Annotated in this window: 16 protein-coding genes; all 16 read right to left on the bottom strand. The window is 34.9% G+C overall.

Annotated elements, in window-relative coordinates; all coding sequences use genetic code 11:
• Window positions 1-17: 17 nt before the first annotated feature.
• The 16 genes from CLOS_RS07835 to CLOS_RS07760 all read right to left on the bottom strand — a co-directional run bounded on the left by CLOS_RS07835 (window position 18) and on the right by CLOS_RS07760 (window position 13,003).
• The gene (locus CLOS_RS07835; RefSeq protein ID WP_012159377.1) at window positions 18-650 is read right to left on the bottom strand and encodes a glycosyltransferase family 2 protein; all 633 of its coding nucleotides are present in this window, start codon (window positions 648-650) and stop codon (window positions 18-20) included.
• Window positions 651-663: 13 nt separating this feature from the next.
• Window positions 664-1,710, bottom strand: a complete 1,047-nt coding sequence (gene ispG, locus CLOS_RS07830) for a flavodoxin-dependent (E)-4-hydroxy-3-methylbut-2-enyl-diphosphate synthase (protein WP_012159376.1) — start codon at window positions 1,708-1,710, stop codon at window positions 664-666.
• A gap of 69 nt (window positions 1,711-1,779) precedes the next feature.
• Window positions 1,780-2,784, bottom strand: coding sequence for an RIP metalloprotease RseP (rseP, locus tag CLOS_RS07825; protein ID WP_012159375.1), 1,005 nt, complete (start codon window positions 2,782-2,784; stop codon window positions 1,780-1,782).
• A 12-nt stretch (window positions 2,785-2,796) separates the two neighbouring features.
• Entirely contained in the window at window positions 2,797-3,942 is a 1,146-nt protein-coding gene (locus tag CLOS_RS07820) for a 1-deoxy-D-xylulose-5-phosphate reductoisomerase (protein WP_012159374.1), read from the bottom strand.
• A 49-nt stretch (window positions 3,943-3,991) separates the two neighbouring features.
• Window positions 3,992-4,783: a phosphatidate cytidylyltransferase gene (locus tag CLOS_RS07815; RefSeq protein ID WP_041719807.1), complete on the bottom strand. Its 792-nt coding sequence runs from the start codon at window positions 4,781-4,783 to the stop codon at window positions 3,992-3,994.
• A 7-nt stretch (window positions 4,784-4,790) separates the two neighbouring features.
• Window positions 4,791-5,546: an isoprenyl transferase gene (locus tag CLOS_RS07810; protein WP_012159372.1), complete on the bottom strand. Its 756-nt coding sequence runs from the start codon at window positions 5,544-5,546 to the stop codon at window positions 4,791-4,793.
• Window positions 5,547-5,586: 40 nt separating this feature from the next.
• Entirely contained in the window at window positions 5,587-5,775 is a 189-nt protein-coding gene (locus CLOS_RS07805) for a hypothetical protein (RefSeq protein ID WP_041719120.1), read from the bottom strand.
• A 2-nt stretch (window positions 5,776-5,777) separates the two neighbouring features.
• On the bottom strand, window positions 5,778-6,335 hold the full coding sequence (gene frr, locus CLOS_RS07800) for a ribosome recycling factor (RefSeq protein ID WP_012159371.1): 558 nt from the start codon (window positions 6,333-6,335) through the stop codon (window positions 5,778-5,780).
• 28 nt (window positions 6,336-6,363) lie between these two features.
• Complete coding sequence (gene pyrH, locus CLOS_RS07795) at window positions 6,364-7,074, bottom strand: UMP kinase (protein ID WP_012159370.1); 711 nt, start codon at window positions 7,072-7,074, stop codon at window positions 6,364-6,366.
• Window positions 7,075-7,203: 129 nt separating this feature from the next.
• A complete protein-coding gene (tsf, locus tag CLOS_RS07790) occupies window positions 7,204-7,854 on the bottom strand; it encodes a translation elongation factor Ts (protein ID WP_012159369.1) in 651 nt (216 codons plus the stop codon).
• 88 nt (window positions 7,855-7,942) lie between these two features.
• Window positions 7,943-8,641, bottom strand: coding sequence for a 30S ribosomal protein S2 (gene rpsB / locus CLOS_RS07785; RefSeq protein WP_012159368.1), 699 nt, complete (start codon window positions 8,639-8,641; stop codon window positions 7,943-7,945).
• A gap of 151 nt (window positions 8,642-8,792) precedes the next feature.
• Entirely contained in the window at window positions 8,793-9,239 is a 447-nt protein-coding gene (locus CLOS_RS07780) for a hypothetical protein (RefSeq protein WP_012159367.1), read from the bottom strand.
• Between the two features lie 60 nt (window positions 9,240-9,299).
• The gene (locus CLOS_RS07775; RefSeq protein ID WP_012159366.1) at window positions 9,300-11,108 is read right to left on the bottom strand and encodes a FapA family protein; all 1,809 of its coding nucleotides are present in this window, start codon (window positions 11,106-11,108) and stop codon (window positions 9,300-9,302) included.
• 12 nt (window positions 11,109-11,120) lie between these two features.
• A complete protein-coding gene (locus tag CLOS_RS07770) occupies window positions 11,121-11,858 on the bottom strand; it encodes a FliA/WhiG family RNA polymerase sigma factor (RefSeq protein WP_012159365.1) in 738 nt (245 codons plus the stop codon).
• A gap of 41 nt (window positions 11,859-11,899) precedes the next feature.
• A complete protein-coding gene (locus CLOS_RS07765; RefSeq protein ID WP_012159364.1) occupies window positions 11,900-12,385 on the bottom strand; it encodes a chemotaxis protein CheD in 486 nt (161 codons plus the stop codon).
• The gene (locus CLOS_RS07760) at window positions 12,386-13,003 is read right to left on the bottom strand and encodes a chemotaxis protein CheC (protein WP_012159363.1); all 618 of its coding nucleotides are present in this window, start codon (window positions 13,001-13,003) and stop codon (window positions 12,386-12,388) included.
• Window positions 13,004-13,007 lie beyond the last annotated feature (4 nt).

Genomic DNA, 13,007 nt, shown 5'->3' with positions numbered 1-13,007 from the left:
AATCCTCCCCCTTTTTATTAATGTAGCCAATGTTTTACGATGTCTTTATACATTTTCATCCGCCAAATTGAACCTTTCGATATGCCTACCTTTTCCTCTTTTGTCACATGGGATACATTCTCCCAAAAAACATGAGCTGTTCGAAGGTTCTTTTTCTTTATTAGCTTAGAGATGGCGACTTCTATACCATATCCTGAGACTTCTAAGTCTAAAATTTCATGGGCGATATAGGATTTCATCGCCCTTTGCCCTGACAGATTAGGCGCAATCATTTGTGCCAGATCTGTGGTGTGTCTTCCAGATTTAAATACTCCAATGGTCATATCAAACTCATTTTGCAAAACAGGAGAAATTAATTGATGGAGATGATGGGAAGTCAATCCCATTAAATCGCCATCTAAGAAAACTATGATGTCACTGGTATTTCCGCAATGTTGGATACCTTGTTTAATTGCATCAGCTTTGCCTACATTTTTAGGTAATTTTATTAATTCAATATTAAATTTTGAAGCAACCTCCGATGTCAAATCTTCAGACCCATCATCTATTACAATGATATTGGACAAAACTTCTGTTTCTAAAGCTGGTATAATTACATTTTCAATTCTGTTTTCTTCGTTATAAGCAGGTATGATTGCTGTAACCCTCATAGTTTTCCTCCTACTAAAGTTGGTCGATCTCTTCTATTAAAACATTTAGAATGTCTTCTTCTTTTACTTTGCGAATAATTTCTCCTTTTTTAAATAAAAGAGCAGAGCCATCGCCCCCAGCGATACCAATATCTGCATCCCTAGCCTCACCAGGACCGTTAACAGCGCACCCCATGACAGCGATTTTAATTGGTTTTTTTAATTTTCCTAATTTCTCTTCTACTTCATTTGCTATATTGATTAAATCAATTTTACATCTTCCACAAGTAGGGCAGGATATAATTGTTACCTCATTTTGAATGATGCCCAAGGATTTAAGCAGTTGTCTGCCAACCTTAATTTCTTCCACAGGATCGCCCGTTAAGGATACTCGGATGGTATCTCCAATCCCCATAAGCAATAAAGCACCGATGCCAGCGGAGGATTTAATCGTACCAGCCCATACAGTACCAGCTTCTGTAATTCCCAAATGAAGGGGATAATTGACTTTTTCGGAAATTAATCGATAAGCTTCCACAGTTAGAGGAACATTACTGGCTTTTAAAGATACTACGATGTCCGTAAAATCCATATCCTCCAAGATTGAAATATGTCTCAATGCACTTTCGACCATCCCTTCGGCAGTGGGATGACCATATTTTTCTAAAATTGATTTTTCTAAAGAACCTGCATTGACACCAATTCGAATTGGAATCTCTTTTTCTTTAACAGCTGCAACAACCTCTCGAACCCTGGTGGTGTCTCCAATATTTCCTGGATTCAATCTTAATCCGTCCACACCTTGTTTTACAGCTTCTAATGCTAATCGATAGTCAAAATGGATATCTGCTACAATTGGAAGATTCGTTTCAGCTTTGATCTTGCTGATGGATTTGGCAGCGTCCATACTAGGTACAGCGATTCGAACAATATCGCACCCAGCTTCTTCTAATCGATTGATTTGTTTGACGGTATTCATAATGTCACAAGGATCCGTAGTCGTCATAGATTGGACAGAAATCGGATGATTTCCACCAACATATATATTGCCACACTTCACAACCTTCGTTTCTTTTCTCATTTATCCACCTTCTATAGATTATTAATTTTCTTCATACAGCACTTACCCTTAAACTAGATTGCAATTCCATTAGCCAAATAATTTTTGAATATCCTGGAACGTAATGAACACCATAAAGGTCATTAAGATTCCAAATCCGATTAAGTGGATCATTCCCTCTTTATCTTGATCTACTGGTTTCCCTCTGAGCATCTCAATGATTAAGAATAAAATCCTGCTGCCATCTAAAGCTGGTATAGGCAATAAATTCATCAAACCCAGATTAACGCTTAGAACAGCAGTTAAACTTACAATATCCAATAATCCCGTTCTAGAAACTTCCCCAACGAGGTTTATAATACCAACAGGTCCCATAACTTCACCCGTGTTCACCTTTCTACCAACCAAGTTCCTTAGAAATTCCAAAATACCTCTCACAATACTTTTTATTGCAAACAGGGCATTTTCTCCAGCACTAGATAAGGACTTTTTCATCGTTGTTGTAATCCCAATTAAGATTCTGTTAGAGGTTTCATCCTGCATTGGTATTACAGTTTTTTCAAGATGTTCACCATCTCTTATAATGGTAATTTCCATGGGGCTTCCTTCTGATTTGCTGATACGCTCTGTGACCTCTTCCCACGTGTGAATTTTCTGTCCGTTAATAGCGTAAATGCTATCACCTGCCTCTATTCCAGCAACCTGAGCTGGCGATTGATCTTGGACTTTAGATATGATAGTCGTAGGTGAACCTACGAAGTAGAAAAAAGTTAAAAACAATACGATCGCTAATATAAAATTCATAAATGGCCCTGCAAATATGACCGCAATTCGTGCTAGTACAGGTTTTTTATTAAAACTTCTTTCATCTTCAGATTTTTCATCTTCACCCTCCATTTTAACGTATCCACCCAAAGGTAATAGGCGAATAGAATATAACGTATCCCCTTTTGTTGTATATATCAACTTAGGGCCCATACCTAAGGCAAATTCATGTACCTTAATTCCAACTAGCTTTGCAACAGTAAAATGTCCTAATTCGTGAATAAAAACGAGTATACCAAAAACAATAATAGCTACAATCGCTGTTACCATAGATCACCTCTCCTATTCTATTTGCTCTTTAATCCAATTTCTAACCCAGCGATCAACCTCTAACAGTTCCTCTATATCCGTATAAACCCATGGTTTATGCGCAGACATAGCCTTCTCTATAAACTTCGGTATGTCATAAAAACCAATTCTGTCTTCTAAAAAATATTCAACCAATACTTCATTGGCGCCATTTAAGACGCAAGGCATTGTTTTCCCTATTTTTAGAGACTCATAGGCTAAAGATAAACATGGAAATTTATCCGTGTCTGGTGCCATAAAGGTTAATGCACTAATTTTTCTAAAATCCAATCGCTCAATGCTACTGTTTATTCTATTAGGATAGGATAATGCGTACTGTATCGGTCCTCTCATATCCGGTGCCCCAATTTGAGCAATGATAGAAAAATCATTATATTCCACCATGGAGTGAACTATACTTTGAGGATGGACTATAACATCTATTTTATCCAGTTCCACATTAAATAACCATCGGGCCTCCATGACCTCTAGACCTTTATTCATTAGACTAGCTGAATCTATGGTCACTTTGCTCCCCATATTCCATGTAGGGTGCTTTAATGCGTCCTGGGCTTTTGCATGTTGAATATCTTGTTTCTCCCAATTTCTAAATGCGCCACCGGACGCCGTTAGAATAATTCTAGATATATTATGGATATCTTCTCCCTGTAAACATTGAAATATAGCAGAATGTTCGCTATCTACAGGAATGATTTGAACCTTATGCTTTTCTGCCTCTTTTTTAATTAATTCACCTGCAACAACTAAGGTTTCTTTATTTGCTAGCGCTATGGTTTTACCGCATCGAATGGCTTCAACCGTAGGGATTAATCCGATGCTGCCTACTACGGATGTTACGACGATGTCGGCAGAGTCTAAAGTAGCCACCTCAATTAAGCCTTCAATACCTGAAACAACTTTAACCTTTTTTCCGATGCGCGCAGATAAAATCTCTGCTTTTTCCCGATGAAATACAGCGACAATCTCCGGATGAAATTCATGAATTTGATTTTCAATTGCATCAATATTACCAGATGCAGATAAGGCAACAATTTTAAACTTTTCCGGATGATTTCTTACAACATCCAATGTCTGAGTACCAATGGATCCTGTGGATCCTAATATTGAAATGTTTTTCAAAATATCACTCCTTATAATAACAAAATAAGCATGCTTCAATCATGCTCATTCATCCCCTGTTAATTAGTAAAGTTAAAACAAAATAAATTGTTGGTGCCGTAAAAAGAATACTATCAAATCGATCTAAGACTCCGCCGTGACCAGGCATAATGTTGCCAAAATCTTTAATTCCTGTGAATCTCTTAATACAGGAAGCTGTTAAATCTCCAGCTTGAGCAAGTAAGCTTCCTACGCATCCTATAATGATTGTAGAAACCATATGATTACTTAAAAATAGATACCCAAATATTGCAGAAATAATCATACTACCTAAGACACCACCTATGGCACCCTCTACTGTTTTCTTAGGGCTAATAGACGGACATAATTTTCTTTTACCAAAAAAGTATCCAGAAAAATAGGCAAAGGTATCTGTTCCCCATGCAGTGGTAAACACGAGCCAAACTACAATATTGTTGGGCTGTTTCGTAATTAATAAAATAGAACTTAATAAAAGCGGAACATATACTAAACTGTACAAGGTAATGCTAATATCTACAAAATTAAACTTATTCCATATTAACTGCACTATATTTAATGTAATCAGCAGAACAAAAAACAATAAGAATATATAGGATGAGTTCTCAGTAAAATTTATTATAGTAATCAAAGCAATTGCACCAACATACCCGACCCCTTTAATTGGAGATAAGGCTTTGTTTTTGCATGCATTGTAAAATTCTCTCAACCCAATTAAAGAAGTTACAAGAATCCCAATAAATAACGGCATGCCACCAAAATGTATCAATGTTAATAAAATAGGTAAACCAACCAGTGCACTAACGATTCTTTTGAGCATCATATCACCCCTATATTCCACCAAATCTTCTCTTTCGATTCTGGTAATCTGTTATTGCCATAATTAAATGCTCTCCAGTAAAATCTGGCCAATATACATCTGTAAACCATAGCTCCGAATAAGCACACTGCCATAATAAAAAATTACTGAGTCTAAGCTCACCGCTTGTTCTTATGAGCAGGTCTGGATCTGGTGTAGCTGCTGTATATAAAAATGAATGCACTAGAGATTCATCTATGTCATCACTTTGTATCTCTTGATTTTCTACCATCTTAGCAATCTTTTTTATGGCATCTGTAATTTCTGCTCGACTACCATAATTTAAAGCTATATTAACGCAGAGCCCCTGATTATTCATTGTTTTAATTGTAGCCTTTTCAATCTCTTTAATGACTTCCTTAGGAAGTCCTGCAACATCGCCTATGATTTGAATTTTAACATTGTTTTCATGTAATTCAGCGATTTCTTTTCTTAGATATTCAATTAAAAGTTTCATTAGAAATGAAACCTCAGACACTGGTCTTTTCCAATTTTCAGTAGAGAAAGCATACAATGTCAAATATTGAACCCCTATATTTGAAGCGGTCTTTATTACATCTCTAAGAGCCTCTACCCCTGCTTTATGTCCCAGATTTCTTGGCAGCATTCGCTCTGTACCCCATCTGCCATTTCCATCCATAATAATAGCAATATGCTGTGGCAATGATCCCATATTAATAGATGATATTTCTTTTTTATTGGAACTATTCCATAAATTATTAAGCATCTTTTCACTCCAATCACTTTTAAACCCCCTTGGAGGGGGCTTAAAAATATGCTATGATCAGTTGTAATTGATTATTTCCTAAAAGTTTCTGCCTGATGACTCTGACATCCTCTGTCTTTACAGACCTTTTACCATAGGTTTCTTCAATAATAACATCGTAACCTAATTTATTTAATAGATGCAGTGCACTTTCTAATTGATATCCTAAACAATCCGGTATATTCACCAAGATTATACCTCCATAATATCCTTTTCTTTCTTTTCTGTAAGTTCGTCAACCATTTTAATAAATTTATCTGTTATCTTTTGAACTTCATCTTGTGCAGTCTTTAGTTCATCTTCAGTAATTTCATTGTCTTTTTGCATCTTCTTTAGACGATCATTTGCATTACGTCTTTCATTTCGCAGAACAACTTTAGCATCCTCTGAAGTTTTCTTTGCCACCTTAGTCAGTTCTTTTCTTCTTTCTTCGGTCAGTTGTGGCACTATAATGCGTATTAATTTTCCATCGTTAGAAGGATTAACACCCAAATCTGATTGAAGAATTGCTTTTTCAATGCTACTAAGAGCGGAACCATCATAAGGTTGTATTGAAATAATTCTTGGCTCTGGCGCTGTGATAGCAGCAATTTGTTTTATAGGAGTTGGTGATCCATAATATTCTACAACAATTCTGTCTAACATCGCTGGATTCGCTCTTCCAGCCCTAATACTGGCTAATTCGTCTTTTAGAGCATTAATCGTCTTATTCATTTTTTCCTCAAGATTCTTATGAATTTCCATTTTCATTTTGTATCCTCCTTATAATTAATAAATACTAACTATAAATATATGTACCTATTTTATCTCCGTATATAACCTTTTTAATGTTCTCAGGATCTTCTAATCCAAAGACCTTAATCGGTATGGAATTGTCCATACATAAGGATATTGCTGTTGAATCCATAACCTTTAATCCCATTTTTAAGACATCTATATAGGTTAATTCATTAAATTTAGTAGCAGTTTTGTCAATAGATGGATCCGCTGAATATACACCATCTACATTTTTTGCTAATAAAATTACATCCGCTTCAATTTCAGCAGCTCTGAGAGCAGCAGTAGTATCTGTAGAAAAGTAAGGATTTCCTGTTCCGGCAGCAAATATAACAACTCTATTTTTTTCAAGATGCCTCACTGCACGTCTTCTTATATAAGGCTCTGCGATTTGTCTCATTTCTATGGCACTTTGAACTCTAGTTAATACATCCAGGTTTTCTAAGGAGTCTTGAAGAGCAAGAGCATTTATAACAGTAGCCAACATCCCCATATAATCAGCAGTGGTTCTATCCATACCTTCGCCAGTTCTGCCCCTCCAGTAGTTTCCACCACCAACAACAATAGCTACTTCAACCCCCATATTTACAATATCCTTTACCTGAGTTGCTATATTGGTGACCACATTGGGATCTAATCCAAAGCCCTTTTCTCCTGCTAAAGCTTCCCCGCTTAATTTCAATAGTACTCTTTTGTATTGAGGCTCTAACACATGCACTCCTCCTTCTCGTAATTATATTCTCCATATATAAGAAAAAACCTTCATTATAATTAAAAATATTGTATTTGTACTTATTAGTGTAAAAGAGAACACATTTGTGTTCTCTTTTATATAGAGTAATTAGTTTTGTGCCATTTGTTTCGCAACTTCTTCTGCGAAATTTTCTTCTTTCTTTTCAATACCTTCTCCAACTTCATATCTAGTAAACCTTCTAATTGAGATGTTCTCACCAATTTTAGAGATTTTTTCTGTTAATAGATCACCAACAGTAACATCAGGATCTTTAACGAATGGTTGCTCTAATAAACAAATTTCCTTGTAGAATTTATCAATTCTTCCTTCAACCATTTTTTCAACGATCTTCTCTGGTTTACCTTCATTTAATGCTTGCTTTGTTAAAATTTCTTTTTCTTTTTCAACAAGAGCTGGATCTACATCTTCACGTCTCACATATTGAGGATTTGAAGCTGCAATATGAAGCGCAACATCCTTAACGAAATCTTTAAATTCTTGGTTTTTAGCAACAAAGTCTGTTTCAGAGTTCACTTCAACGATTACACCAATTCTACCTCCGTGTATGTAAGACTCAACTAGACCTTCTGCAGCAATTCTACCAGATTTTTTTGCAACGGCAGCTAGTCCACGTTCTCTAAGAACTTCTACCGCTCTATCCATATTTCCTTCTGCTTCTGTAAGCGCTTTTTTACAATCCATCATACCAGCGCCTGTTTTTTCTCTTAACTCTTTAACCATTGATGCAGTTATATCCATTTTAAATTCCTCCTAGCATATTATTAAAGGTAAGGAGTAAGGGAAAATCCCTTGAACCCCTTACCTTTTCAACATTAGTAATTATATTTTATGCTTCTGTTTGAACGCCTTGCTTACCTTCAATTATAGCATTAGCCATAGTGGAAGCAATCAGCTTAACAGCTCTAATAGCATCATCATTTCCTGGAATTACATAGTCTACTTCATCTGGGTCACAGTTTGTATCTACAATAGAAATAACAGGAATTCCTAGAGTATGCGCCTCTTGAATAGCTATTCTTTCTTTTCTAGGGTCTACAACAAATAATGCATCTGGCATTTCAGTCATATCTTTAATACCACCTAAGAACTTTTCAAGCTTTTCTTGCTCATGACGAAGTTTAATAACTTCTTTCTTTGGTAGTACTTCGAATGTACCATCTTCTTCCATCTTCTCTAATTCACGAAGACGCTCGATTCTTTTTTTGATTGTTTTGAAGTTTGTTAGCATTCCACCTAACCATCTTTGGTTGACAAAGTACATTCCGCTTCTCTTTGCTTCTTCTTCAACAGCCTCTTGTGCTTGTTTTTTAGTACCTACAAATAAGATTGTACCACCCTCTGTAGCGATATCTTTCATCACACTGTAAGCTTCTTCTACTTTTTTCACAGTTTTTTGAAGATCTATAATATAGATTCCATTTCTTTCTGTAAAAATATACTCGCCCATTTTAGGGTTCCATCTTCTAGTCTGATGTCCAAAATGAACTCCAGCTTCTAATAATTGTTTCATTGAAATTACTGACATTTTATTACCTCCTTAGTTTTTCCTCCATCTTAATCATTTCCATTTAGAACCGAACGGCACTACTAAACAGATTATAAGATGTGTGTTATCTCACCTTAAACATTGTAACATAGAGACTGTAATGAAGCAATACTTTATTTTTAAAAAAGAATTACCTAATTAAGTTTATTACCATTTCTACTTCTCTTATACTTCGATTTAAGTTTTTTGCGATAGATTCTTTAGGAAATCCCTTGTCATATAGATCTAGAATATCCTTGTTTTTATCTTTAAAAATCTTATAGTTTAATATATTTTTAAATTCATTTTCGTCCATGTCCATTTCATCTGATAGAATTTCATCACTAAGGTTTTCCTTTATCACCCTACTATTGTTCCTTTTTAGTTCTATAATTTCATATTCCAATTGTTTAATTCTCTCAAGTAAAATTCTATTTTCGGCCATTTTATTTTCTCTATAGCTATATTCACTTTTCTGTCTATAGATTTGTTCTCTATTTTTTTCTCTGTACTTAAAGTCTTTAATTATATAAATCGTTATTAAAAGTAATAAAACCATGCATGCAATCAGTACAAAGAGAATTGCTTGACTTTCCATAATACACCTCTTTTATTGCTATTATAAATATCCTATAGAGTAAATATCACAGTAACAAATTTACTTTTCATAGGGTCCAAATGTAACTTCACCATCTTTGATATAAAATGTACATGTAGCTAATTCATCATAGATTTGTCTTGAAACATTACCAATGATTATTTTTACTCCCTGATAAACCACTTTAGCCGCATGGACCTTTCCGTTGTTAGATTCTTTGAATCTTTCTGACATCTCCGTCAACTCTTTTGCCATATCTGAATACTTTGTTTTTAGTACATTGTATGTTTTTAAGGACTTTACTAATAGTTCTTGCTTTCCAGAATTTAATTCTTGCTTTCTTGCCATTTTCTGCAATAGTTCCACAGCTTTTTGTGAGTTCTCCATATTTTTTTCAATTTCCATAAACTCTGATTTTAGGGATTCAAAACGAGATTTTTCGTCGGGATTAATTCCAACTTCAATTTTTGTTAAAGTTCCCATATGAGAGCCAATGATATTCGCCCGGACTTCCTTGCCTGCTTTGATATCACCACCCGCAATTAGTCCCTTTTTGCCTTGAACTACAACTTTTCCTTTTGTCGTTACATTGCTATGCAATATAGCATCTGCCGTAATGTCTTCTCCAGAAACAACATTAGCATTTTCGAGATATTTTACATGTAGACTCCCTTTACAGTAAATGTAAGCCTGATTATTTCCTTGCACACCTCTATGTATAATGATATTTCCATTGGATATTAGATGGGCACTTTCCACTACGCCAAAGATTTCTATATCTCCTTCAGCTTCTACTTTAAATCCAGATTTTACATTGCCTTTGATGTTAACTTTCCCATTGAATTGGATATTCCCAGTTTCATTATCTATATTTCCGTCGATATTTTTAACTTCGTCAACGTATATTCTTCCATCTACAAAATGAACTTCGCCATCTTTCGATGCAAATATCTTTAAACCATCTTCGCTTTCATAGATATTTTTTCCTTTTTTTATAGCGATATCTTTTCCTTTGGATGAAGGGATTTCTTTTCCATATACAGTCATCCCGTTGGTTCCTTCGGTAGCTGGTATGATTTCTAATAAAAGTGAACCCTCATTTACATTTCGTATATTGTTTAAGTTTTTATAATCAATTCTACCTTCATCCGTAATTACTGAAGTTGTAGATTCCTTTTCTTCCTCAAATAAATAGATGACACTTGCATTTTTGCCATGGACTGCTTTTTTGCCCTGTGCAATGGTAATCCATTTGTTAAAAATATGATGCGTACATATTTCATGAATTTTTTCTTCATCAATACCATACGTTATCCCTTTTTGAGTGAGTCCCTCTATGATCTCATCAACCGATAAATATTTCCCACCCAATGGCTCTGATAATAATATGCTGGCTTCAAGCTTGTCATCAGAAACCCTGATTTCTAGCATACTGTCAATAAAATTTTCTTCTTGATACGGTGCTATTTTTTCCATCCCTATTTTTTTACCTTCTACACATAGAGCGATCTTATCATATTCGTAGTTGGTAACCTTTTTAAGTATTAAAAAATCAATAATATCTTTAATGTCAATTTGTGAGTTGTCTATAATATTCAAATAAACTCCATCTGGAAGATAATTTAAGGCGAAATTATTTCGTTTTACCACTGGATCCCCTATATTTGATTTGGGTTCTCCTAAAGAATCACTTTGAATAGGGGTTATTTTTAGTTTAATAAACCCTCGTTTGAATAGAAAGCTCTTTTTTTCTTCTAGAACCTCGATTTGAACTTGTTCTTGTTTAAGATTCAGTTGCTCTAGACCATATTTTAAAGCTGCATCGTAGGATTCTCCCTCAGCAATAATATAGTTATTATAAATTGTCATAATTCCACCCCTTTAATTAGGACTATTCGAAGTTAATTTAGATTTCAGTCTCGAAATCGCTTTAGAATGAAGCTGTGATACTCTAGACTCAGATATATCTAAAACCTTTCCAATCTCTTTATAAGTTAAATTATTATAGTAATATAATGAAATAACCTGTCTTTCTCTTTCAGGTAGTTGTACTATAGTATCTTTCAGATTATTGTAAGTTTCACGCCTACAAATTAAATCCTCAGTTAATTGTTCTTCTGCTGTATTTCCTATTAAACCCACCTCAAAAATAACCTCTTCTAAGGAAATTACATTAAATGAAGCTGTATTTAGAAGTATCTCCTGTAGCTCTTTTACCGAAATATCCAACGCTTCAGATACTTCTACATCTGTAGCTGAACGACCCAGTTTGTTTTCTAAGCTGCTATACGCTTCTTCAATTTTCTTTGACTTTTGCCGAATAGACCTAGGTACCCAATCCAAGCTTCGTAAGCTATCAATAATGGCTCCTCTTATGCGTATTTGTGCATAGGTTTCAAATTTCACCTGTTTATTCAAATCAAATTTTTCAATTGCATCTATTAGTCCAAAAATACCATAACTAACCAAATCATCATATTCAATATTAGAGCCATAAGATATATATAATCTCCCAGCAATAAATTTTACTAATCTTATGTATTCTTCTATCAGTAATGCCTTCGCCTGAGAATCATTATTATTTTTGTAATTATGCCATAGAGTTTTTATATCTTCCATGTTTAAACCTCCTGGCCATATGAATAGTTCGTGCTATCTGTTTAAATTTCATGTACGCCATGGCCTATCGTCTTTATAAGTAGTTTACCGTTATTTGAATTGAATTCAATTGTTCTTCCGTAATTCCCTCCTGTATCCTGTGCAAGTAAAGGTATTTTCAATTGCTGTAAAATTTCTTTCGTAGCCACTACATTTCGTTCACCAATTTTCATCACATCATTATTTGTTTGAAATGAGAACATTTGACTTCCACCTGCGATCTTAGCGATGATTCTAGATTTGCTGCAGCCCTGCTCTATCATTTTTTGTAATAATAACTCTATCCCCGTATCTGCAAATTTAGCTTTATTCTCATTATTTTTGATTTGTTTACTATTGGGTAACATAATATGAACTAAACCAGCCACTTTCACAGCCTGATCGTATAGGACGATACCAACACAGGAGCCTAGTCCAAGTGTGGTTATAACGCCAGGATCTTTCGTTATATTCATATCAGCCATCCCTACTTTAGTAATCATCTGCATTTAGATATACACCCCTAGACTTTTTAATAGAGTTTCGAAAGACTTAGTTTCTGGGATAAGAAAAAAATTACCTTTTACTTTGTCGCCACCATCGTGTAATACTGTTTCTATAAACAAAACCTTATCTCCTATATATCCAAATTGGATTGCAGGCACACTGATGATAGCCCCGGCCATATCAATACATAGGGACGGTATGGATATTTTAATATTTAAATTGGTTAAAGATGAAAGAGAGGAGATATATGCTCCTGATAAGATATTCCCGATTTCCTGCAGCGCAGATCGATCCATATCGTCTAGTATGTCCGTTTCATCTTCCCTCCCCATTAAAATATTCGTTAGAATTTTAGCCGATTTTAGATCCAGCAAAAACATAATATTGCCTTCCATATCGCCTTCAATTTCAAAGTATACCCCTGAAACAACATTTTCTTCTCCACCTAAAACTGCACACACATCATTAAAATCTAATATTCGCACGGATGGGACACTCATATCTATTTTTTTATTGATCATTCCAGCTAAAGCTGTTGCAGCGTTACCTGCGCCGATATTCCCAATCTCCCTCAATGCATCCAGATGCAGGTTGTTTAAATCTTCTATCGATATATTCAAAACA

Source organism: Alkaliphilus oremlandii OhILAs (assembly GCF_000018325.1).
GTDB classification, from domain to species: domain Bacteria; phylum Bacillota; class Clostridia; order Peptostreptococcales; family Natronincolaceae; genus Alkaliphilus_B; species Alkaliphilus_B oremlandii.
This window is presented reverse-complemented; position numbering and strand designations above follow the sequence as displayed.

What these genes read in the sequence shown, in the direction of transcription:
- CLOS_RS07835 (WP_012159377.1), bottom strand. Translation starts at nt 650, where the DNA reads ATGAGGGTTACAGCAATCATACCTGCTTATAACGAAGAAAACAGAATT.
- ispG (WP_012159376.1), bottom strand. Translation starts at nt 1,710, where the DNA reads ATGAGAAAAGAAACGAAGGTTGTGAAGTGTGGCAATATATATGTTGGT.
- rseP (WP_012159375.1), bottom strand. Translation starts at nt 2,784, where the DNA reads ATGGTAACAGCGATTGTAGCTATTATTGTTTTTGGTATACTCGTTTTT.
- CLOS_RS07815 (WP_041719807.1), bottom strand. Translation starts at nt 4,783, where the DNA reads ATGATGCTCAAAAGAATCGTTAGTGCACTGGTTGGTTTACCTATTTTA.
- CLOS_RS07810 (WP_012159372.1), bottom strand. Translation starts at nt 5,546, where the DNA reads ATGCTTAATAATTTATGGAATAGTTCCAATAAAAAAGAAATATCATCT.
- frr (WP_012159371.1), bottom strand. Translation starts at nt 6,335, where the DNA reads ATGAAAATGGAAATTCATAAGAATCTTGAGGAAAAAATGAATAAGACG.
- tsf (WP_012159369.1), bottom strand. Translation starts at nt 7,854, where the DNA reads ATGGATATAACTGCATCAATGGTTAAAGAGTTAAGAGAAAAAACAGGC.
- rpsB (WP_012159368.1), bottom strand. Translation starts at nt 8,641, where the DNA reads ATGTCAGTAATTTCAATGAAACAATTATTAGAAGCTGGAGTTCATTTT.
- CLOS_RS07780 (WP_012159367.1), bottom strand. Translation starts at nt 9,239, where the DNA reads ATGGAAAGTCAAGCAATTCTCTTTGTACTGATTGCATGCATGGTTTTA.
- CLOS_RS07775 (WP_012159366.1), bottom strand. Translation starts at nt 11,108, where the DNA reads ATGACAATTTATAATAACTATATTATTGCTGAGGGAGAATCCTACGAT.
- CLOS_RS07770 (WP_012159365.1), bottom strand. Translation starts at nt 11,858, where the DNA reads ATGGAAGATATAAAAACTCTATGGCATAATTACAAAAATAATAATGAT.
- CLOS_RS07765 (WP_012159364.1), bottom strand. Translation starts at nt 12,385, where the DNA reads ATGCAGATGATTACTAAAGTAGGGATGGCTGATATGAATATAACGAAA.